Raw genomic sequence first — 21,427 nt, 5'->3', positions numbered from 1 at the left:
GACTGCTCCTTCAAAGATTGCGCGCAATGACCATGCGCTGAATGTCGCTGGTGCCTTCGTAAATCTGGCAGACCCGAACGTCGCGGTAGATCCGCTCCAGCGGGAAGTCACTCAGATAGCCATAACCGCCCAGGGTCTGCAAGGCGTCCGAGCAGACCTTTTCGGCCATTTCCGAGGCAAACAGCTTGGCCATCGACGCCTCCGTCAAAGCCGGCCGCCCGGCATCACGCAAGGCCGCGGCGTGCAGCACCATCTGCCTGGCCACGGCAATGCGCGTTGCCATGTCGGCCAGGCGGAAGGCCACGGCCTGGTGCTCGATCAACGGCTTGCCGAAGCTCTGCCGCTCCTTGGCATAGTCGCGGGCCACCTCGAACGCTGCCCGAGCCATGCCGACCGACTGCGACGCAATGCCAATACGGCCCCCTTCAAGGTTGGCCAGGGCGATCTTGTAGCCCTGCCCCTCTTCACCCAGGCGATTGGCGACCGGCACCCGCACATTGTCGAAAACAATCTGGCAGGTGTCCGAGGCATGCTGGCCGAGTTTGTCTTCGACCCTGGCAACCTGGTAGCCCGGCGAATCGGTCGGCACGATAAACGCCGTGATGCCACGCTTGCCCGCCTCTGGGTCGGTGACCGCGAAAACGATGACCACGCCGGCGTTTTGCCCGGAGGTGATGAACTGCTTGCTGCCGTTGAGCACGTAGTGGTCGCCGTCCAGGCGTGCGCGGGTCTTCAGGCTGCTGGCATCGGAGCCGGCCTGGGGCTCGGTGAGCGCGAAGGCGCCGATCATCGCGCCGCTGGCCAGCGGCGCCAGAAACTGCTGCTTCTGCTGCTCGGTGCCGAATTTCAGGATGGGCACGCAACCCACCGAGTTGTGCACGCTCATGATGGTCGAACAGGCACCATCGCCTGCGGCGATTTCTTCCAGGGCCATGGCGTACGCCACATACCCTGTGTCACTGCCGCCGTACTGCTCCGGCACCAGCATGCCGAACAGGCCCAGGGCGGCCATCTCGTCGATGGCTTCCCGCGGGAAGCGGTGGGCCTTATCCCATTGCTCAGCAAACGGCCGCAGGCGCTCCTGGGCAAAGTCACGCACGGCGTCGGCGATCTGTTGTTGCTCGTCAGTTACCAACATGGTTCACCTCAATACAGGCATTCGACGGCCATGGCCGTGGCCTCGCCACCGCCGATGCAGATGGCCGCCACGCCGCGGCGCAGGTTGTTCTGGCGCAGGGCCGACAGCAAGGTCACCAGAATGCGCGCGCCTGAGGCGCCGATCGGGTGGCCCAAGGCGCAGGCACCGCCATGGATATTGACCTTGTCGTGTGGCAGGTCGAGGTGTTTCATGGCCGCCAGGGTCACCACGGCAAACGCTTCGTTGATCTCGAACAGGTCCACCTCGGCCAGGTTCCAGCCGGTGCGCTTCATCAGTTTGTCGATGGCCCCGATCGGCGCGGTGGGGAACAGCGCGGGCGCATCGGCAAAAGCGGCGTGGCCATGGATCACGGCCAAAGGTTTCAAACCGCGCTTTTCGGCTTCGCTGCGGCGCATCAGCACCAGCGCAGCAGCGCCGTCGGAAATCGAGCTGGCGTTGGCGGCCGTCACCGTACCGCCTTCACGGAAGGCCGGTTTAAGCTGCGGGATCTTGTCCAGGCGCGCCTTGGGCGGCTGCTCGTCATCCTTGATGACGCGTTTTTCCTTGCCCTCAGTGACTTCCACTGGAACGATCTCGGCGCTAAAACGGCCCTGCTTGATCGCGTCCTGAGCACGGGTCAGCGAGCTGATGGCAAAGGCATCCTGGGCTTCGCGGCTGAAAGCGCCAGCCTGGGCGCAATCCTCGGCGAAAGTGCCCATCAAACGGCCCTTGTCGTAGGCGTCTTCGAGGCCATCCATGAACATATGGTCGATGATCTTGCCATGGCCCATGCGGTAGCCACCCCGGGCCTTTTCGAGCAGGTAGGGCGCGTTGGTCATGCTCTCCATGCCACCCGCCACCACCACATCGGCGCTGCCGGCCAGCAGCAGGTCATGGGCCATGATCGCGGCCTGCATGCCCGAACCACACATCTTGTTCAAGGTGGTGCAGGTGGTGTGTTTGTCCAAGCCGGCGCCCAGCGCTGCCTGGCGCGCGGGGGCCTGGCCCAGGCCTGCCGGCAGCACGCAACCGAACAGTACCTGTTCGACGCTGGTGGCCTCGATGCCGGCGCGCTCGACGGCGGCGCGGATCGCCACGGCCCCCAGCTGCGGTGCGGTGAGGCTCTTGAGGTCGCCCTGCAGGCCGCCCATGGGCGTGCGCACGGCGCTGACGATGACAATCGGGTCGTTGGCGAGGGTCATGTTCATTACTCCTTACTTGGCAGCCATGCGCAGCGCGCCGTCGAGGCGGATCACCTCGCCGTTGAGCATGCTGTTCTCGATGATGTGGCGGGCCAGTGCAGCGTATTCCTGAGGGCGGCCCAGGCGCGGCGGGAACGGCACCCCGGCGGCCAGCGAGTCACGCACTTCCTGGGTCATGCCGGCCATCATCGGGGTTTCGAAAATGCCCGGGGCGATGGTCATCACGCGGATGCCGAAACGCGCCAGCTCACGGGCCGTTGGCAGGGTGAGGCTGGCGATGGCACCCTTGGATGCCGCGTACGCAGCTTGGCCGATCTGCCCGTCATAAGCAGCGATAGAGGCGGTATTGATGATCACCCCGCGCTCGCCACTCTCATCCGCCGGCCCCTCGGCCATCGCTGCTGCAGTCAAGCGCAGCAGGTTGAAGCTGCCAATCAGGTTGACGTTGATGACCTTGGCGAAACTGGCCAGGCCATGCGGGCCTTGTTTGCCCAGGACTTTCTCGGCGCCGACGATACCGGCGCAGTTGACCAGCCCATGCAGGCTGCCAAAAGCGCTGACGGCGGCGTCGACCGCAGCCTTGGCGGCCTGCTCGTCGCTGATGTCGGCGACCGAAAAGCGGGCGTTGTCGCCCAGTTCACGCGCCTTGGCTTCGACCGCCTGAGCATTGAGGTCGACCAGCATGACCTTGGCACCGGCCTCGATCAGCATCTGTGCGGTGGCGGCACCCAGCCCGGATGCGGCGCCACTGACGATAAAGTGTTTGTTGGCTATTTGCATGGTGTCGTTCCTTTAGGCACTGGCGTGAGCGGCCAGTTGGGCCTGTTGTTTGGCGATTTCCTGGTTGCGCAGGATGAAGCGTTGCAGCTTGCCGCTCGGGGTCTTGGGCAGCTCGCTGACGAATTCGATTTCGCGGGGGTAGGCGTGGGCGTACAAGCGCTTGCGCACGTGCTGGCGCAGGGTTTCTTCCAGCTCGGGGGTGCCCTCCACGCCTTTGGCCAGGACGACGAACGCTTTGATCAGCTCGGTGCGTTCAGGGTCGGGCTTGCCGACCACCGCCGCCTCGACCACCGCCGGGTGCTCGATCAGCGCGCTCTCCACGTCGAAAGGGCCAACCCGGTAGCCGGAGGTGGTGATCACGTCGTCGCTGCGGCCCACAAAGCTGATGCTGCCATCGGCATTGAGTTCGACCGTGTCGCCGCTGAGGTAATACTTGCCGACGAAGGCTTTGGTCGGCACGCCGTGGTAGCCACCAAACCAGCACAACGGCGACTGCTCGCGGTCCACGGCCAGGATGCCGGGCTGGCCAGGCGGCAGCTCCGCGCCCTGCTCGTCCAGCACCACGATGCGGTGCCCGGGGATGGCGAAGCCGGCAGACCCCAGGTGCACCGGGTGCTCCAGGCCATGGTGATTGCACAACACCATGCCCAGTTCGGTCTGCCCATAATGGTCGTGGATGGTTACCCCAAGCTCGTCGGCGAACCAGCGGATCACCTCTGGGTTGAGCGGCTCGCCGGCGCTGCTGACCACCCGCAGGCGGCCTTTGATCGGTGCCGAAAATTCGCTGCCTGCCGCGATCAACAGGCGGTACGCGGTCGGCGAGCCGGCCAGGTTGGTGATGCCAAACTGGTCGATGATCCGCGCGCAGCTTTCCACGCTGAACGGGCCATCGTAGAACGTCGTGGCATGGCCCAGCGCCAGCGGGCCGGTGACGGCGTAGTAAAGCCCATAGGCCCAGCCCGGGTCGGCCAGGTTCCAGAAGTTGTCTTCCGGCCGCAGGTCGATGGCGTCGCGCATGTAACCCTGGAAGGCGACGATCGCGCGCAGCGGCACTTCGAGGGGTTTAGCCGGGCCAGTGGTGCCGGAAGTGAACATCAACAGGAAAGGGTCATCGCCCGTGCGCATGACCGGCGGGCAGTGCTCAGCGGCGCCGTCCAGGCTCTGCTGGAAGTCCAGCTCGCCGGCGCGGGCGTGCACACTGATGATCGTCGGGCAACCGTGCACCTCATCCAGCTTGGCGCGGTTCTGGCTGTCGGTGACCACCACCTTGGCCCCGGACTGCTCCAGTCGATGCTCGATGGCCTTGGGCCCGAACGCAGTAAACAGCGGCTGATAGACAGCACCCAGGCGCCACGTGGCAAGGATGGTCACCAGCAGCTGTGGAGTACGCGGCATCAGGCCGGCAACGCGGTCTCCCGCTTTTACACCCTGCGCCTTGAGCACGTTGGCAAAACGCGCGGCCTGCTCGCACAGCGTATCGAATGTGAACGGCTGGCTTTCGCCGTCGCGGTTCACCCACAGCAGGGCGAGCTTGTCGCTGCCCACATGGCGGTCGCAGCATTCGACGCAGGCGTTGAGCGCAGACAGATCGCCCTGCAGGGCATCAGCGGCGGCCTGGGCATGGTCGAAAGCACGAGCGGCCTCGGCGTAGTTACGCATCATCAGACTCCTGGCTTTTTATTGTTGGAGTGCACCCGTTATCTGACGATGGTGTCGCTACACCTGCCGCTCGGCAATGGCCTAATTGCTCAATCGTGATGAGCGGTTTGGCCTGAGGGCTGTTCGCTCAAGGCCTTGCGCGTCAGGCGCAAGATCAGCCGCCGTTCAGCCTCATCGTATGCATGCTGAATCTGCCTCCCACGCGCCTCGTCCAGCGGGCTTTCTGCCTCCATTTGCTCATCGAACGGTTGTCTGATCTGGACGAACTCATCGTCATGGCGTGCACGCAGGTATTTGACCCAGAAATCCCGATCACTGATGTAATTCACCAGTGCATCGGTACTTTCCGCCCAGCGCACTGAAGCCGCGGCACTGTCGAGCTGCTGCTGGTTGACGCCGCCCAGTGCCTCGAACTGCATGGTTTTTGGCTGACCCGGCAGGTTCAACACACGCGCCAGGCCAATGCGGTAAGCCAAGCTGACCTCAATCTCATCCACGCTGTCACGGGCGCGCTGTGCCGCATCACCCTCGGCCAACCCGGCGCTGCGCAACCTGTCCTCCTCCAGCGCCACGCGTCGCTCGATGTCCAAGCGTGCCTGTGCCTCGACTTGATCCAGTCGGAACAAGCCTGTGGCCAGTTCAAGCAAGGCGCTTTGCTGTGCTGGTTCCCCTTCGGCGCGCATCGCCTGCGCCACCATCACCCCCACCTCCTGCGCACTGAAACACGAGATCACGCTGTCCACACAGCCACGTGAAGAGGCCGTTTCAAACAGTTCATCACGCAGGGCAGCATCCTCGCTGGCCGCCGCGATCACCGTCCATACCCGGCGCGCCAGGTCCTGTGGTTCGCGCCGGAAGTCGCTGGTCAGGGTCAACGCCCTCAGCAAACTGAAAAACTCAGAGCTTTCATCGAGGGCCTGCAATGCATCCCATTGCAGTTCACGGCCAGCCCTGGCGGGCCCATCCAACTGCTCCAGCCATTGCGCCCGGGCTTGCGCAAAGTTCTCGGCAGGCTCAGGTGGTAGGGCCGGCAATGGGTTGACGGCATGAAAACGTTCACGCTCGGCCAGTGCCAGCGGGTTGTTCTCCAGCAATACCGCGCGACGACGCTGCAAGGGCATGGCGAACAGGCTTTGCCGCACGTGGGCGATGTGGTTGTCACGCAGGTTGGCCGACTCCAGCTGTACACAACGCTCAAGCCCGACGGGTACGGTCTGCAGGTTGGTCCGCCGCACGTTCAGCACCCTGAGGTGTGCCAAATCACCCAATTGCAGGCTGACGCCGCCCAAGCGGTTGAAGCTCAGGTCCAGCGTGTCCAACTGCGACAACTCGCTCAGGCTGGTCGCTAACGCCTCGGTCATGCGGATGCGGTTGTGTGACACACGCAGGCTGGTCAACTGGTTCAACTCGGCGGTCTCCGCTGGCAGCGTAGTCAGGGCATTGTTGCTGAGGTTGAGTAATCGCAGCCCCCTGAAGCAGCGCAGAAAACCTTGGGGTAGCGTCTGCAGGCGCAGGCCGATCAAACTCAGGTCGGTGACATGCCCGAACTGCGTGCCGACAGGCAATGTGGGCAAGCTCCCGACCTCAATCCCGACCAGGCTCAAGCGCCGATACTCCCGACTCGCGCCTTGGGCATCGATGCGCAGCCCTTCCAGACGCCAACTGCGGCGCAACATGCTGGCCACATGATGACGCGCGCCACGCACGTTGCCGGGCGGCACGTCCAACACCCAGGCATGCAGAGCCCGGTCCATTCCCATATATTCCCTATATAGCCGGATCATCGCGGCATAGGCGGTCTCCGGCGATTCGAGCAATACCGACACGTAGCGGTCCACTTCCAGTGTGCGGAAAGACGGGAACAAATCCCCCACCGCGCCGACCAGGTCTTGCCGGAGCGAATCAGGCAGTTCATCACGCCCATTGAGCAGGTACCCGATGCGCCCATCGGCAAGCCTTCGCAAAGGACTGCGCCCAGGTTTGATGTCGCGCAACCCTATGAGTTCGGCCTGCGCCTGACGCTCGCGAGGTAGCCAGCTACGCAGCGCATTGCGGATTTGCTCAGGGGCCTGGCTGCCGTCCCAGGTCAGGCGAGCAAGATCACGAGGGGCCAGGTGCCTGGCCAACACGTCGGCGATATCGACAGGGTCGCGCAGGTGGATATCCCGTTCACGCCCCTGCGCGTCATAGCACTTGAAGCCACCTGGGCGCTTCACCAGCACGGTGCTGACATATGCCGAGCTCTTGCCCGGGTGCAACTGCGCCAACAACCGACCGACATCTGAGCCTTCACGCAATTCCAGGTCGACCGCCCCGCTCAGGTTGGCCTGCTGGCGCAACAGCGCAAACACCAGTTTGACCGTATCGGGGTGATAACTGCCTTTGAGGTAAAGGCCTTCACGCATGCGCGTCAGCCGCGCCATTTGCAAATGCTCACGGGCCCTTTCGGCAACAGGTAAGGGGATGCGGTCTTCCCTGAGCATCCACGCGCGCTCGGTGTCAGTTGCCGACCTGAGCACATCGAGCGCATAGGCGTCGGGCAGACCGCTGAAGTCCCTCTGGATCAACTGCAACAAAGGGTCTGTCGCCAGGTATTGGCGCGAGAGATGCTCCAGCAGTTGCTCCCTGAGCTCTGCCGCTCTATCCAGCAGTTCCAGGCGCTGCTCTTCCAATGACAACGTCTCGATGCGCAAGCTGTCCATGCACCACTGCCACAGCGGGGCGTCTGCCGGCTGACCTTCGGCCAATTGCGTGAAGAACGCCTCGATTCTCGCCTCCACGGCGAACCGTTCGACCGTGTCACGCAATGCCACCGGTAACGGCCGTGCCTCCACCAACAGCCCGCGCAGATGCTCCTGGTCGACATCGGCCACCTTGAGGATCTGCCCGATACGTTGCTCGCTCAGCGCTGCCGCTGGCGGCCAAAGGCGACCCAACAGCAGGCCTTCCCCTTGCCACGTCAGTGGTCGCTCGCTCGGCAAGCGCCAGCTGCGCTCGCCGTTAAACTCGAGTATAGGGCCGAAGCTTGCCTGGCGTTGCGGGTGACAGAGTTGCCAGCCACTGCGGCCAAGCACGGGCCTGACCTGGTAGTAGGTATCGCCGTTACGCCACCAGCGCCCTTCCCCTTTGGCGAGCAAACCGTTCTCCAGCGCCAGCAGGTCGGTGGGCGGCGCCTTGTCCTCATAATGGCTGATATCCCCGTCCCATAGCCGCGGCGCTCCCCCATCGTTGAGTATCGGCAGCAATTGATCGACCTGCGCGCTGCGGGTGAAGCCTCGGGCGACCACGGCAGTGCCGCCAACCAAGGCAGCGCTGACCACCACCGTTTCGGCGACGCCCAGCAGGTGCTCGATGGCTTCATGGCGATGCCCTTGATGCCAGTCCTCGACCCCCTCACACACATCCTTCAGCGTTTGGCCAATCATGTCGGCCGCCAGCACCTCACCGATCACGGGTACGAACAGGCCGGCCAGGTTGAGCAGGCCCATGCCTATCGCCTCCAGCGTTCGCAAGCGTTGTGCACTGACGCGGGCATCGACCTGGGCAGTGGGCACCGCGATAAACCGTGCATTGTCACGGATCCGCTGCACCTGCTGTGCAGCCAAGGTCGCGAACAGCGCCTCATGGATCTCCTCGCAAGCACACTGGGCATCGGTGTGCGCATCGGCCAGACGCTTGCCCAAGGTATTGAGGTATTCAGGGCGGTCGGCTAACGCGATGCGCTGGCTAAATGCCCGCTGATAGCCGGGCTCACGCAAACGCCTGCCAAGGTCCAGGCTAGCCTCGCGCCACGTGCCATAGGCACGCAGCGACTGCTCATGATCGTCTGGCAGATACAAGATGACACCCGTCACGACGCGGGAAGACTTTGAGCCGTACAACGGGGCCACATCCAGCCGCTCGAATGCCATGGCACCCTCTACTCGGCAATCCAGCACAGTCAACGCGCCTACATAGGCGCGGTTGCTGCGAGCATGAGTCGGCGGCTTGCCTTGCACGATCCGCCGCAGCATCGCCAAGTCATCGTCCGGCAACTGCGCTTTCAACGTCGCGATTTCGATAGCCAGGACTAGCTGCAAGCGCTTGTCATCGGCAATCAGGGCCATACAGTCGCCATCAAGCAGCGTGTCGAGGTGCTCCTGGTACTGCTTGCCAATATCCAGCGCTCGACAGGTCTCGACCAGCATCTCACCCGAGGTGGTCAACACTTCCTCCGCCTCGCCCGTCGCAGAATCGTATGGGTACACCAGCCCAGTATCTGGATAAAACGACTCACCGGCCTTGAAGTTCTGCATAAGTCTCTGCAATGCCGGCAGGCGCACGAAGTAGGGTTCGAACTGCTGGGCTGGCAGATCGTTGACTTTCTTGAAACGCTGCTCTCGCCATTGCGCCTTGGCCAGCGCGATATCCACTGCCATGGCGACGCGCAACCGCTCTTCCAGCAACGCGGTGGCGAACGTGTCGATCGGCCGCAGCCGGGCAAACGTCTGCTGAATCTTCTGTTGGCTCTGCATGTGCTCATCAAAGCTGCTGCGCAGGGCCAGCAACTGTTCGTGATCAGCGTTTTTCAGCCAATCAGGCAGCGTTTGCGCGATGAACGCGTCGGTTGCCTGTTGCCGTGGGAGGTCTGGGGTCGTATCGGTCATGGTGTCGATCACAGTGGTGGATGAGCCGCTAACTCTGCGGCCCACCACCGCCTGCCTGAACCCGGAAAACCGCCCCTGCAGGCAGGTTCAAGGGTTGATAGCGCAACTCGCGTCAGCCCTGGCGGGCCAGGCTGGTCCTCAACTCGAAGCGCGTCAGTGCCACGCTGTGACGCTGCATGGCAGACTCATGCTCGATCTCCAGGTTCTCCAAGGCCTGCGCACGCACTGGCGCAGGTGCGTCTGGCTGCTCGGCATGAAACCGGCGGACCCGCTCACCATGAGCATGCTCCAAGGCGAGAAAATCTTCCGCGTGCTGGCTACGCAAGTAGCGCTGCCAGAAGCCGCGTTGGCTCAAGTCTTCGGCAAACGTCTCGATATCGCCCACCCGTTCGATACGTTGCCTGGCATCCTCTATCGACGCCTCACTGACACCCAGCGCCTCGGCATTACGCAGGGTTTGGGGTTGGCCAGGCAGGCTCAGGGCCTCCCTCAGCCTGACGCGATAGAGCAAGTCGATGTCCCGGACATCGACATCGGCCAAGCCCATTAACGCAGGGTCAGCCAGCCGGGCGTTTTCCCGTGCCTCATTCACTTGAGCGGCCGTCTGCCGTGCAAACAGGCTCAGGAAGTCCAAACGGAACAGGCTGAGCCCCAAACCGATATGCTCATTGACCCGCTCGAGACGATGGGCATTTGCCTGAGCGCGCACCTGCAAGCTGTGCAGTTGCATCCGTGTGAACACATCCACTGCCCGTCTCTCGCCAGACGGCGAGTCGACAGCCTGCTCGAATACTGCATTGCGCAGCGTGTCATTGAGGCGCATCTCCTCCAGCAGCGCCCACACCTGCCCGGCTATGTGCGGGCGTGCCAGCTCATAATCAGAGGCATGTTTCAATTGCCCCAGCAATTGAACGAAAGCGTCGCTGTTGCGATGCATGGCCATGGCTGCCCATGCCAAGGCTCGCTCGTCCTGCAGTGGCTCAGGCGAGGCCTGAAGCCATAAGTCGCGCACGTACGCGGGGTCCACAGTGGCCTCCAGCACCTCGGGTATCGTTTCGGGGGCGTAAAGGGCCATGACTTGGCGGTTGCTCAAGCGGTTGCGCTCCACCAGAAACACCTGCCGGAAGGCTTGCGGCATCTGCAGTGTTTCATCGGCCACCGCGCTGAGCTGGTTGTCACGCAGGTCGACCACTTGCAGGTTCTGGCACAGCTCGATGTACTGCGGCCAGATGCCGAGCCGGCAATGTCGCAGGTTCAAGTGCATCAGTTGCTGCAGCCGATTGAAGCGCAAGTGCAGCGCCCCCAGCGGGTTGTAGCTCAGGTCCAGCCGTGACAGTTCGGACAGCCCGGCAAGTGTCTCGACAGCCGATGCATTCAGGCGGATCAAATTGCGCGCCAGCCGCAGTGTGCGTAACTGGGGCAGGTAGCTGAGCCCGGGCGGAATACTCAACAACCGGTTACCACTGAGGTTCAGGTAGTTCACCTGGGTGAAGCTGTGCAGAAAGTCACTCGGCACACTACTGATGGCGGTGTCGTTAATGACCAGCGACGTCACGAAGCGAAATTGCACATGCCCCGGCAGTGCCGGCAGGCTGGCCTGTTCGCCGAAGCCCAGTGACAAGCGCTCCCCTTGTCCACGCCAGGCACGGAGCACCCGATCGGCGATCAACTGCCGACTGGCCCGCCTGCTGTTGCTGAACTCTGCGGATACCCAACGGTTGACCGCCCGATTCAATTGCTCATGGTCATCCTGCAAACCTGCCAGCCGTGCAAACGGCATGTCCTCACCCTGCAGCAGGTGCTCCAGTTCCTGGCTCAGCTGGTTGTCGTCCAAGCCCGGGAAAAGCCGGCGCAAGCCGGTGAGCAAGGTTTGCCGCGGTGTCTGTACCACCGCACCCCGGCCGCTGAGCAAATAGCCCACGCGGCCATCGGCCAGGCGCTGGCCCGGATTGAACCAGCGCTGTTGCGGCGTCCATCCAAGCAGTGCCACACAATCCTGGTGTGAGGCTGGCAACTGTGCTCGCAGCTTTTCTCTCAAGGCCAGGGCCGGGTCATCCCCTTCAATGCCGAGTGCTTGCAATTGGGCTGGCGACAAGGCCGCGACCAGGGCTTCGAAAACCGTGGCAGGCACCGGGTGGGGCTGTGGCAGGGCTTGCCCTTGCGCATCGTACAGCTGGAAATACCGATTGATGCGAACCAACTGAACACGCGCCGTTCCCTGGCCCTCGGGAACAAAGCTGGCCACCAGCCGACCCTGCGGCGTCGCCTCGCGCACCTCCAGCGCGAGGCCAGCGGGCCACGCTGGCAGCTTGCGCAGCAAGGCGACGGCAAGCTCATCGGTTTCGCTGCAACTGGCACTGGCCAGGTAGAAACCTTCGATGGCTCGGGTCAGGCGTGCGGCGCGCAGCAGCGCTCGCGCTTTGCTGGCCAGTGGCAGTGGTAACCGCTGCTCGCGACGGGCAATGGCGTATTCGACTGCACTGCAATCTTTCAGCACCTCAGGGATGTAACCCTTCGGCAATCCTGGGAACTCGCGCAACACCAGGCCGGCCACTGAGGCGGCGGAGCGCGGGGCGTAGGCCAAATGTTCGAACGCCCGCCAGCGCATGGCCGGCAGCTGTAGCAGCAACCTGTCGCGCAGGCCAGCCGAAGGGCCTGCGACTTCACGCTGCGCGCTTAGCCAAGTCAGCAGCTCTTCATCGCGGGGCAGGTGCGTTTCGTTGCCTAAGTGGCGGACGAAAGCCTCGATGCGTGCGTCCGCAGCAAAACGGCGCAGCGTGTCGGCGAGGGTGATGGGGGCCGCACGGTTCTCCACCAGCACACCGCGTAATTCATCCTGGTCGATACCGGCCACCTTCAGGATCTGCTCGGCCGTCTGCCTGTCGACGGGCGGATCCTGTGGCCACAGGCAATCGAGCATGCGGGCGCTGTCGTCCCACGCCAGTGGCTGGTCGAGCTGCAAGCGCCAGCCGCGCTCGCCGTTGTGCACCAGCGCCGGCCCATAGGCACTGTCGTCCAGCGGATGGCGCAAGCGCCAAGAGCCGTTGGCCACAGGGCGATGCACTTCGTAATAACGGGCCTGCAAACGCAGCCAGCGGCGCTTGCCCGCGCCATACAGGCCATCAGGCTGCAGGCCTCGGTCTTCAGGGGTTGTTTCATAAGGGGCCAGGTCGTTGTTCCACAGCCGCACCTGCTGCGTGCCCAAGGCGACGGGTTCGAGCTTGTCAACGAACACACTGCGCACCACCGCCACCCCGGCGACCGTCGCGCCGGTGAGCGCCACCACTTCGGCGACGCTGAGAAAATGCTGCAGCGCCTCATGCTGATGGCCCCGCGACCAATCCCTGACGCCCTCGAACACCTCGGACAAGGTCTGTACCACCAGTTGCCCCAACAGCAACGCCCCCACTGCTGGCACGAACAGCCCGGCCAAGTTGACCACGCCGATGCCCAGCGCCTTCCACATCTGCAAGCTATGCTCGGTTGCCGCTTTGTCGACGTCGACGGTGGGCACCAGCAGCAACCGGGCATCGGCCTTCGCCTGTAGCACCTGCAGCCTGGCCAACGTCAGAAAGGCGTCCTCGACCATTTCACCCTGTGTCAGCGACAGGTCCGGCTGCGTGTCCTGCAAGCGCAAGCTGAGGGTCTGCATAAACCCAGGACGCTGCTTCAGGCTCACTTGCTGCGCCAACGCCTGTCGAAAGCCCGCTTGCTGCAACTCGACGGCAAGCGTCTGCTGCATCTCGGCCATCGACACGTAGCGGCGCAAGGCGTTATGCGAATCGCCAGGCAGGTACAGCAGCACGCCCTGGCTGACGTTGGCGGGTGTACGTAGCTCAATCAGCAAGGTATTGGAAAGTGTCTGCCCGAGCATCTCGAGCGTGCTGACAAAGTGAGGTTTGGGCTGCCCATAGGTATTCGGGGAAAACGCCGCAACATCACGCAGGGCTGCATGCTCCCACGCGGTGAGGTGCCCTTTTAGCGCAGCAAGCTCGACAGCCAGGCTAAAGCCGTTGCGTTTGTCCGCGGCCAGCAGGTTCAGGTTTTGCGGGTTATAGACCTGGTCTAGTTCATCCTGATAGCGCCTGCCCACGTCCAGTTGCCGACAGCGGTCAATAAACGCGTCATCGGCCTCCACCAGCAGGGAGGTGCTCCCTTCAAAGCCAAGGCCCTTGCTCAACAGAAAATCAGCGCCGGTTTGCAAGCCCTGCATCAGGCGGGCCAACGCGGGTTCGTAGGTGTACTTGCGGGGGTAGGCAAACCTGTTCAAATCCGGCTGGGCTGCGTTGGTCACTTTGATCCAAAACAAATCTGCCAATCGCACACCTGGGGGCAAGGTGTCCGGCAGCAGCGTTTGAAAATGCGTTTCGGCAAATTGCCGCAGCGGGGGCAAGCCACCGATTGCGTCGTGCAGTAACTGCTGGCTTTTCTTGTGCTCACTGAAAAGGCTGCGCAGCGCATTGATCTGCGAGGGTGTGGCGCGCTTTAGCCAGTCGGGTAACTGGCCCTTGATGAAGTCATCCGTTGCAGTCGACAGCTTCGCTTGCACGGCAGGCAATTGCTGAGTGGCAGTTGGCGTGGGCATGGCGGTTCCAGTGGTAGGCGATGGGCCGTACATGCTTGTGCCTGCATGCCCTTCCCATCAGCTGGAAACGCTTCAATCGCCCCGCGCTCCGCCAAGGCCTTCTGCCTGGATCAGCGCCCGGTAGTGCCCCGGATTACAACCAAACCATTTGCGAAAGGCCTTGTAGAACGAACTGCTGTCGGCAAACCCCAGCCGCTCGGCGATCTCGCCCAGGGCCGGCTCCGTTTGCGCCAGCCAGGCGATGGCCAACTCACGGCGGGCGCTGTCCTTGAGCCGCTGATAAGTCTGGCCCTCGTCGGCCAAGCGACGCCGCAGGGTCGCGCCAGACAGGCACAAGTCGTGGGCAAGGCTTTCGGCATCCGGCCATTGCGCCGGGTCAAGGGCCAGCAGTTGGCCACGGATGCGCCGGGCCAGGCTGGCCGGGTCGCGGTACTTGACCAGGATATTGCCCGGCGCCTCGGCCAGAAAACGCTGCAATTCCTGCGGTGTGCGCTTAAGCGGCAGGTCCAGGCAGTCGGCCGCAATGATGATGCGCGATCGCGGGCGTTCGAACTGCAGGTTCTCCGAGAACATTACCCGGTAATCGTCACAAAACGGCGGCTCGGCGCAGCGCAGGTCGATGGCCAGGATCGGAATGCGCCGCCCCGCCAGCCAACACGCGACGCCGTGCACGATCATCCAGAAGGTAAAATAAGTAAAGGCCCGGCGCGGTTGCTCACGCGGCTCGTTGATGACGATTTCGGCCAGGCTTTGCTGGCGCACCAGGCTTGGCTGCAAGTCTTCGAGCATCAGCGACAGAAACCCCATGGCAATTTCAAGGCCAGCCCCGAGCGTAGGCTGCGCCATGGCCGCACGCGTCAGAAACGCCAGGCTGCCCACCGGCAGCCCGCGTGGGTCCATGGCGAAAAACTCGTCGTTGCAGCGGCGCGCCAGCAGCCGCCACAGCCGCGCATAGGCATCGGCAGAGACGCGTGCCTGGGGCAACTCGAGCTGCGTCGGGTCGATGCCGGCACGCTGCAGCACGCCGACATCGGGCTGCCCGGCCGGGCAGGTCTGCAACAGGGCTTCACGCACCAGTTGCATGGAGATGGTGTCTTTATCGCTCATCGGCCATCCAGGTGGGTCTATGCCGGCCATCTTAGGCCGGGGCAGGAAAAACGCCAGCGTCGCCTCACAGGTTGGCCGCCAACCCCAGAAACGCCTGGATCAACCGCAGTTCGCGGCGCCGCTCCAGGCAGCCGATCATGTGTTGATTGACCAGGCCGTCTCCCGCCAGCGGCCGCGCCACCACGCGCGGGTCATGGGCCACCTCGGTCGACGACACCACGCCAACCCCCAGTTCCGACGCCACCGCCTCGGTCACCGCTTCACGGCTGTCGAGCTCCAGCAGCACACGAGGCTGCACCCCGGCAGCGGCACAGGCCTTGTCGAACGTACGGCGGGTGGTCGAACTGGGCTCGCGCAGCACCATGATCTGCTGATTCAGCGCGGTCAACGGCAAGTCGCCTTCACCGTTCGCCCACGCATGGCCCAACGGTAGCAGCGCGCACAGCCGCGACTCGCACAGGCTTTGCAGGTACAAGCCCTTGCGCGGTTCGATTTCGGTCAGCACCGCGACATCGGCGTGCTCGGACAACAGCGCGGCCAAGGTTTCCTGGGCATTGCCCAAGCGCAGGTTGACGGTGATGCCCGGGTAGCGCTCGCGCAATTGGGCGAGCATCGGCATCACGCGGTGCGGGCCGTCCGCCGCCACCTCCAGGCGCCCCGTCAGCAACTGCCGGTTAGCTTCGAGCATCGCCTGGGCTTCTTCGGCCAGGCCGAACATGGCCCGGGTGATGGCCGCCAGCCGCGTGCCCTCCTCGGTCAGCTCCACCCGCCGCGCCGTGCGCCTGAGCAGGGTGATCTGGTAGTGCTCCTCCAGCGCCTTGACGTGCCCAGTCACGGCCGGCTGGCTGATGAACAGCCGCGCGGCGGCACGGGTGAAGCTGCCCTCACGGGCGACGGCATCGAAAGCGCGGAGCTGGAACAGGTTCATGTCTATCGGCCTGACTTATGGCTGGCATAACAACAAACAATTTGATTGATAGCTTAGCCAATTGCAACCTAGCCCCCGTAGTTTCAGCGCCAGATTTTTCGGCTGACCACCCGCCGCTTGTGAGGAACCACGGAATGAGCAACGCACCCATCCTGCTGACCCCCGGCCCCCTGACCACGTCGCTGCGCACCCGCCAAGCCATGCTGGTGGACTGGGGCTCCTGGGACAACGACTTCAACCAACTCACCGCCAGCGTCTGCGAGCAACTGCTGGCGATCATCGACGGCAGCGTCAGCCACCACTGCGTCCCCCTGCAAGGCAGCGGTACCTTCGCCGTGGAAGCCGCCATCGGCACCTTGGTACCCCGCAATGGCAAGGTGCTGGTGCTGATCAACGGCGCCTATGGGCAACGCCTGGCGAAAATCTGCAAGGTGCTGGGCCGCACCTACAGCACCTTCGAAACCGCCGAAGACCAACCGACCACCGCCGCCGATGTCGACCGCCTGCTGGCCGCCGACCCAGCCGTCACCCACGTGGCGTTGATCCACTGCGAAACCAGCACCGGCATCCTCAACCCACTGGCCGAGATCGCCCAGGTGATCAAACGCCACGGCAAGCGCCTGATAATCGACGCCATGAGCTCGTTCGGCGCACTGCCGATCGATGCCCGCGAGGTCCCCTTCGACGCACTGATCGCGGCCTCGGGCAAGTGCCTGGAAGGCGTGCCGGGGATGGGCTTCGTCTTCGCCGAAAAAACCGCCCTGGCCGCTGCCGAAGGCAATGCCCACTCGCTGGCCATGGACCTGCATGACCAGCACGCCTACATGGCCAAGACCGGCCAGTGGCGCTTCACCCCACCTACCCACGTGGTCGCGGCGCTGCATGAAGCGCTGCAGCAGTACAACGAAGAAGGCGGCCTGCCCGCGCGCCACCAGCGCTACGCCGACAACTGCAAGGCCCTGCTCGACGGCATGGCCGCCCTCGGCCTGCGCAGTTTCCTGCCGGCCGATATCCAGGCGCCGATCATCGTCACCTTCCATGCCCCAAACGATGCCCGCTACCAGTTCAAAGACTTCTACGAGCGGGTCAAGGCCAAGGGCTTCATCCTCTACCCCGGCAAGCTGACCCAGGTCGAGACCTTCCGCGTCGGCTGCATCGGCGTGGTCGGGCCGGAGGGCATGCAGGCTGCGGTCAACGCCGTGGCCGAGGTGCTGCGGGAAATGGAAGTGCTGGACATCTGACCCTTTGCCCACCCCAATTCAGGAAATAGCGCACATGAACTACAGCAACCCTACCCAGCTGCAAGCCGCCATCCTCGACTGGGCCGGCACCGTGGTCGACTTCGGCTCGTTCGCCCCCACCCAGATCTTCGTCGAAGCCTTTGCCGAGTTCGACGTCCAGGTGTCCATCGAAGAAGCCCGAGGCCCGATGGGCATGGGCAAGTGGGACCACATCCGCACCCTGTGTAACGTGCCGGAAATCGCCGAACGCTACCGCAAGGTGTTCGGCCGCACACCCACTGACGATGACGTCACGGCCATCTACAACCGCTTCATGCCGCTGCAGATCGAGAAGATCGCCGTGCACTCGGCGCTTATCCCCGGCGCCCTGGACACCCTCACCGGCCTGCGCCAGGACGGCCTGAAGATCGGCTCGTGCTCGGGCTACCCGAAGGTGGTGATGGATAAAGTGGTGGAACTTGCCGCCCAAAACGGCTATGTCGCCGACCATGTGGTGGCCACCGACGAAACCCCGAACGGCCGCCCCTGGCCGGCCCAGGCCCTGGCCAACGTGATTGCCCTGGGCATCGATGACGTGGCCGCCTGCGTGAAGGTCGATGACACCGTACCGGGCATCCTCGAAGGCCGCCGTGCCGGCATGTGGACGGTGGCACTGGTGTGCTCCGGCAACGCCCTGGGGCTGACCTGGGAAGGCTACCGCGCGTTGAGTGCCGAGAAACTGGAGCGCGAGCGCACGCGCATTCACGCGCTGTTCGCCAGCTCCCGCCCGCACTACCTGATCGACACCATCAATGAGCTGCCCGAAGTGATTGCCGACATCAACCGGCGCCTGGCCAAGGGCGAGATGCCGCAGGCATCCTGACCCGACCCAGACGGGGCTGCCTTGCAGCCCATCGCCGGCTTGCCGGCGATGGGAGCGGCGTCCATTAAATTTGAAATACTGGGTCTCAATTCAGCCTGCACCAACAGCCCACTGTCACTAGCCTGATGAGCAAACCATCAGGAGTAGGCAACATGGACAGTCCTCGCTCTAGCCAATTGAGACTCGGTCGGTTTTCAGAGCCCAACCGGTTATACCTATTAACCAGCACAACGCTACACAGAGCCCCGCTTCTGAATGAGCTTCAGTCTGCCCGCTTGCTGGTCGCTCAGTTGCGCCAGGCGCAGGACGAAGGCGCAGCTCAATCTCTGGCATGGGTGGTGATGCCTGAGCATTTTCATTGGCTGGTTGAGCTGGGGCCGGTGAGCCTGAAAACCCTGATGCGCCGGGTGAAGTCTCGTAGCACGCTGGCGATCAACAGACTGCAAGGACGCAGTGGGCGGCTCTGGCAGAAAGGCTTTCATGATCGAGCCTTGCGAAGGGAGGAGAATGTGCAGGCAGTGGCACGTTACATCGTCTTGAACCCTAAGCGGGCGGGTTTGGTAGAGCGAATTGGGGGTTACTCACACTGGGATGCGATCTGGCTGTAATCAACCCAAGTTGCAGCCTGTTCAGGCCTCATCGCCGGCAAGCCGCCTCCCACAGGATCTGTGCAGACGCCAAGGTTAGCGCCGCACCTGTGGGAGCCGGCTTGCCGGCGATGGGCTGCAAAGCAGCCCTACTGCGGCAACTGCACCTGCGGCTTGGTGGCGACAAAAATGGCCCAGCTCGACACGAACAATGCGGCGATCAATGGCCCGATCACAAACCCGTTGAGCCCGAACACCGCCAACCCACCCAATGTGGACACCAGAATCAGGTAATCCGGCATGCGCGTGTCCTTGCCCACCAGAATCGGGCGCAGCACGTTGTCCACCAGGCCGATCACCAGCACCCCGAACGCCGTGAGGATCACCCCCGGCAGAATCGCCCCGCTCAACAGAAAGTACGCCGCCACCGGCGCCCACACGATCCCCGCCCCCACCGCTGGCAGCAGCGACAGAAACGCCATCATCACCGCCCACACCAACGCACTGGGGATATCCAGCACCCAGAATATGAAGCCGCCAAGCGCGCCCTGGGTAATGGCAACCAACACGTTGCCCTTGACCGTTGCCCGCACCACGCGGTTGAACTTCAGTTGCAAGCGGCGCTTCTGGTGTTCGGGCAGCGGCACCGCAAGCCGCACGCGGCGCGCGACTTCCGCACCCTCGCGCAGGAAAAAGAACAACAGGTACACCATGATGCCGAAGCTCACCAGAAACTCGAACGTGCCCTGCCCAAAGCTATAGGCCTGGCTGGCCAACGCCTGGCTGCCTTGGGTGGCCCATTTGGTGATCTTCTCGCGCAGCCCTTCCAGGTTGCCGATGCCCAAGCTGTCCAGGCCGTGCTGCACAAACCCCGGCAGCATGTTCATGCCATGCTCGACGTAGCCGGCAATGTCCAATTGCCCGCTCTCGATGCGCTGGTACAACGTCGCCCCCTCTTGCACCAACAAGGCACTGGTGATGATCACAGGCAATACAGCCACCACCAGGCAAATCAACAGCGTCGTGGCGGCGGCAAGGTTGCGCCGTCTGCCAAACCGTATCAGCAGGCTGCGCTGCAGCGGCGCGAACAGGATGCCAAGAATCACCGCCCAGAAGATGGCCCCGTAGTAAGGCAGCAAGATCCACACGAAGGCGATGGTCACCAGTGCCAGTAGCACGGCCAAGGCTCTGTTCTGCAAAGCGGTTTCGTTCATGAAGGATCCTCAAGTGTCCTGAACGTTAGTGCGCGGCGTAAGGGTAAAAGTGCCGTCGCGCCGTTGATTCAGGTCAATGCCAGCAAAACCGCCAAGCCATAGCATTCAGGCCTTTTGCCCCGGTGCGCACATGACCCTTCCCGCCAAGCCCGAACTGCTGGCCCCCGCTGGCACCCTCAAGACAATGCGCTACGCCTTCGCCTACGGCGCCGACGCCGTCTATGCCGGCCAACCACGCTACAGCCTGCGGGTGCGCAACAACGAATTCGACCACGCCAACCTGGCGTTGGGCATCCAGGAGGCTCATGCCCTGGGCAAGCGTTTCTACGTGGTGATCAACATCGCCCCGCACAATGCCAAGCTGAAAACCTTCCTCAAGGACCTCGCACCGGTGATCGCGATGGCGCCAGATGCGCTGATCATGTCCGACCCCGGCCTGATCATGCTGGTGCGCCAGCACTACCCGCAGATGCCGGTGCATTTGTCGGTGCAGGCCAACACCGTCAACTGGGCCAGCGTGCAGTTCTGGCAGCAGCTGGGGCTGAGCCGGGTGATCCTGTCGCGGGAGCTGTCGCTCGAAGAGATTGAAGACATCCGCCACCACGTGCCGGACATGGAACTGGAAGTGTTCGTCCACGGTGCCCTGTGCATGGCCTACTCTGGCCGCTGCCTGCTGTCGGGCTACCTCAACAAGCGCGACGCCAACCAAGGCACCTGCACCAATGCTTGCCGCTGGAAGTACGACGCCACGCCGGCCAGCGAGGATGCCACCGGCGACATCGTGCGCGAAGTGCAACCGACCCTGGGGCTCGGTGCCCCTACCGATCAGGTCTTCCTGCTGCAGGAAAGCAACCGCCCGGACGAAGCGATGCCGGCGTTCGAGGACGAACACGGCACCTACATCATGAACGCCAAGGACCTGCGCGCCATCCAGCACGTCGAACGCCTGGCCAGCATGGGCGTGCACTCGCTGAAAATCGAAGGCCGCACCAAGTCGCACTTCTACTGCGCCCGCGCGGTGCAGTCCTACCGCCAGGCCATCGACGACGCCGTGGCAGGCCGGCCTTTCGACCGCGCCCTGATGGGCAACCTCGAATCCCTGGCGCAGCGCGGCTACACCGAAGGCTTCCTGCGCCGGCATGTGCACGATGAGTACCAGAACTACCAGCGTGGCAACTCGGTGTCTGACCGCCAGCAGTTCGTCGGCGAACTGACCGGCGCGCGTGTGGACGGCCTGGCTGAGATCAAGGTCAAGAACCGCTTCGCCGTGGGCGACCACCTGGAGCTGATGACCCCGCGCGGCAACTACCATTTCGACCTGCACCGCCTGTGCGACCGCCAGCAGCAGGCCATCGAGGTAGCTCCGGGTGACGGCCATGTGGTGTACCTGCCGATTCCGGAGCAGGTCCCGCTGGAGTACGGCCTGCTGATGCGTGACCTGCGCCACGACGAGGCCGCCGCCTGACAACGCTGTAATG

The 21,427-nt window shown here is 63.5% G+C and carries 13 protein-coding genes; 4 read left to right on the top strand and 9 right to left on the bottom strand.

Annotated elements, in window-relative coordinates:
• Window positions 1-10: 10 nt before the first annotated feature.
• From ACMCNM_RS10910 to ACMCNM_RS10875, 8 genes are all read right to left on the bottom strand, one after another.
• Window positions 11-1,138: an acyl-CoA dehydrogenase gene (locus tag ACMCNM_RS10910; protein ID WP_027596554.1), complete on the bottom strand. Its 1,128-nt coding sequence runs from the start codon at window positions 1,136-1,138 to the stop codon at window positions 11-13.
• Window positions 1,139-1,146: 8 nt separating this feature from the next.
• On the bottom strand, window positions 1,147-2,340 hold the full coding sequence (locus ACMCNM_RS10905) for an acetyl-CoA C-acyltransferase (protein ID WP_412764335.1): 1,194 nt from the start codon (window positions 2,338-2,340) through the stop codon (window positions 1,147-1,149).
• Window positions 2,341-2,352: 12 nt separating this feature from the next.
• Complete coding sequence (locus ACMCNM_RS10900; RefSeq protein WP_412764334.1) at window positions 2,353-3,120, bottom strand: SDR family NAD(P)-dependent oxidoreductase; 768 nt, start codon at window positions 3,118-3,120, stop codon at window positions 2,353-2,355.
• Between the two features lie 12 nt (window positions 3,121-3,132).
• Window positions 3,133-4,779: an acyl-CoA synthetase gene (locus ACMCNM_RS10895; RefSeq protein ID WP_412764333.1), complete on the bottom strand. Its 1,647-nt coding sequence runs from the start codon at window positions 4,777-4,779 to the stop codon at window positions 3,133-3,135.
• An 89-nt stretch (window positions 4,780-4,868) separates the two neighbouring features.
• The gene (locus tag ACMCNM_RS10890; protein ID WP_412764332.1) at window positions 4,869-9,425 is read right to left on the bottom strand and encodes an NEL-type E3 ubiquitin ligase domain-containing protein; all 4,557 of its coding nucleotides are present in this window, start codon (window positions 9,423-9,425) and stop codon (window positions 4,869-4,871) included.
• Between the two features lie 112 nt (window positions 9,426-9,537).
• Window positions 9,538-14,010 carry an NEL-type E3 ubiquitin ligase domain-containing protein gene (locus ACMCNM_RS10885; RefSeq protein ID WP_412764331.1) on the bottom strand — a complete coding sequence of 1,491 codons (4,473 nt, stop codon included), beginning with the start codon at window positions 14,008-14,010 and terminating at the stop codon, window positions 9,538-9,540.
• 72 nt (window positions 14,011-14,082) lie between these two features.
• Window positions 14,083-15,117 carry an AraC family transcriptional regulator gene (locus tag ACMCNM_RS10880; RefSeq protein ID WP_339551383.1) on the bottom strand — a complete coding sequence of 345 codons (1,035 nt, stop codon included), beginning with the start codon at window positions 15,115-15,117 and terminating at the stop codon, window positions 14,083-14,085.
• A 64-nt stretch (window positions 15,118-15,181) separates the two neighbouring features.
• Complete coding sequence (locus ACMCNM_RS10875; RefSeq protein ID WP_412764330.1) at window positions 15,182-16,045, bottom strand: LysR substrate-binding domain-containing protein; 864 nt, start codon at window positions 16,043-16,045, stop codon at window positions 15,182-15,184.
• 134 nt (window positions 16,046-16,179) lie between these two features.
• Between ACMCNM_RS10875 and ACMCNM_RS10870 the strand changes: the two genes are divergently transcribed.
• The 3 genes from ACMCNM_RS10870 to ACMCNM_RS10860 all read left to right on the top strand — a co-directional run bounded on the left by ACMCNM_RS10870 (window position 16,180) and on the right by ACMCNM_RS10860 (window position 18,756).
• Window positions 16,180-17,286: a 2-aminoethylphosphonate--pyruvate transaminase gene (locus ACMCNM_RS10870; RefSeq protein WP_339551386.1), complete on the top strand. Its 1,107-nt coding sequence runs from the start codon at window positions 16,180-16,182 to the stop codon at window positions 17,284-17,286.
• A 34-nt stretch (window positions 17,287-17,320) separates the two neighbouring features.
• Entirely contained in the window at window positions 17,321-18,148 is an 828-nt protein-coding gene (phnX, locus tag ACMCNM_RS10865; RefSeq protein ID WP_027596561.1) for a phosphonoacetaldehyde hydrolase, read from the top strand.
• 152 nt (window positions 18,149-18,300) lie between these two features.
• Window positions 18,301-18,756: an REP-associated tyrosine transposase gene (locus tag ACMCNM_RS10860; RefSeq protein ID WP_412764329.1), complete on the top strand. Its 456-nt coding sequence runs from the start codon at window positions 18,301-18,303 to the stop codon at window positions 18,754-18,756.
• A 128-nt stretch (window positions 18,757-18,884) separates the two neighbouring features.
• Here the strand turns inward: ACMCNM_RS10860 and ACMCNM_RS10855 are convergent, their stop codons facing one another.
• Window positions 18,885-19,949 carry an AI-2E family transporter gene (locus ACMCNM_RS10855; RefSeq protein WP_027596563.1) on the bottom strand — a complete coding sequence of 355 codons (1,065 nt, stop codon included), beginning with the start codon at window positions 19,947-19,949 and terminating at the stop codon, window positions 18,885-18,887.
• 130 nt (window positions 19,950-20,079) lie between these two features.
• Here ACMCNM_RS10855 and yegQ point away from each other — a divergent pair, with 130 nt between their 5' ends.
• The gene (yegQ, locus tag ACMCNM_RS10850) at window positions 20,080-21,414 is read left to right on the top strand and encodes a tRNA 5-hydroxyuridine modification protein YegQ (RefSeq protein ID WP_412764328.1); all 1,335 of its coding nucleotides are present in this window, start codon (window positions 20,080-20,082) and stop codon (window positions 21,412-21,414) included.
• The last annotated feature ends 13 nt before the right edge of the window (window positions 21,415-21,427 follow it).

The organism is Pseudomonas sp. NGC7 (genome assembly GCF_047159675.1).
In the GTDB taxonomy this organism is placed as follows: Bacteria; Pseudomonadota; Gammaproteobacteria; order Pseudomonadales; family Pseudomonadaceae; genus Aquipseudomonas; species Aquipseudomonas kermanshahensis.
This window is presented reverse-complemented; position numbering and strand designations above follow the sequence as displayed.

Excerpts from the sequence above, each read along its gene's own strand:
- ACMCNM_RS10910 (WP_027596554.1), bottom strand. The coding sequence starts at position 1,138 with ATGTTGGTAACTGACGAGCAACAACAGATCGCCGACGCCGTGCGTGAC.
- ACMCNM_RS10905 (WP_412764335.1), bottom strand. The coding sequence starts at position 2,340 with ATGACCCTCGCCAACGACCCGATTGTCATCGTCAGCGCCGTGCGCACG.
- ACMCNM_RS10900 (WP_412764334.1), bottom strand. The coding sequence starts at position 3,120 with ATGCAAATAGCCAACAAACACTTTATCGTCAGTGGCGCCGCATCCGGG.
- ACMCNM_RS10895 (WP_412764333.1), bottom strand. The coding sequence starts at position 4,779 with ATGCGTAACTACGCCGAGGCCGCTCGTGCTTTCGACCATGCCCAGGCC.
- ACMCNM_RS10890 (WP_412764332.1), bottom strand. The coding sequence starts at position 9,425 with ATGACCGATACGACCCCAGACCTCCCACGGCAACAGGCAACCGACGCG.
- ACMCNM_RS10885 (WP_412764331.1), bottom strand. The coding sequence starts at position 14,010 with ATGCCCACGCCAACTGCCACTCAGCAATTGCCTGCCGTGCAAGCGAAG.
- ACMCNM_RS10880 (WP_339551383.1), bottom strand. The coding sequence starts at position 15,117 with ATGAGCGATAAAGACACCATCTCCATGCAACTGGTGCGTGAAGCCCTG.
- ACMCNM_RS10875 (WP_412764330.1), bottom strand. The coding sequence starts at position 16,045 with ATGAACCTGTTCCAGCTCCGCGCTTTCGATGCCGTCGCCCGTGAGGGC.
- ACMCNM_RS10870 (WP_339551386.1), top strand. The coding sequence starts at position 16,180 with ATGAGCAACGCACCCATCCTGCTGACCCCCGGCCCCCTGACCACGTCG.
- phnX (WP_027596561.1), top strand. The coding sequence starts at position 17,321 with ATGAACTACAGCAACCCTACCCAGCTGCAAGCCGCCATCCTCGACTGG.
- ACMCNM_RS10860 (WP_412764329.1), top strand. The coding sequence starts at position 18,301 with ATGGACAGTCCTCGCTCTAGCCAATTGAGACTCGGTCGGTTTTCAGAG.
- ACMCNM_RS10855 (WP_027596563.1), bottom strand. The coding sequence starts at position 19,949 with ATGAACGAAACCGCTTTGCAGAACAGAGCCTTGGCCGTGCTACTGGCA.
- yegQ (WP_412764328.1), top strand. The coding sequence starts at position 20,080 with ATGACCCTTCCCGCCAAGCCCGAACTGCTGGCCCCCGCTGGCACCCTC.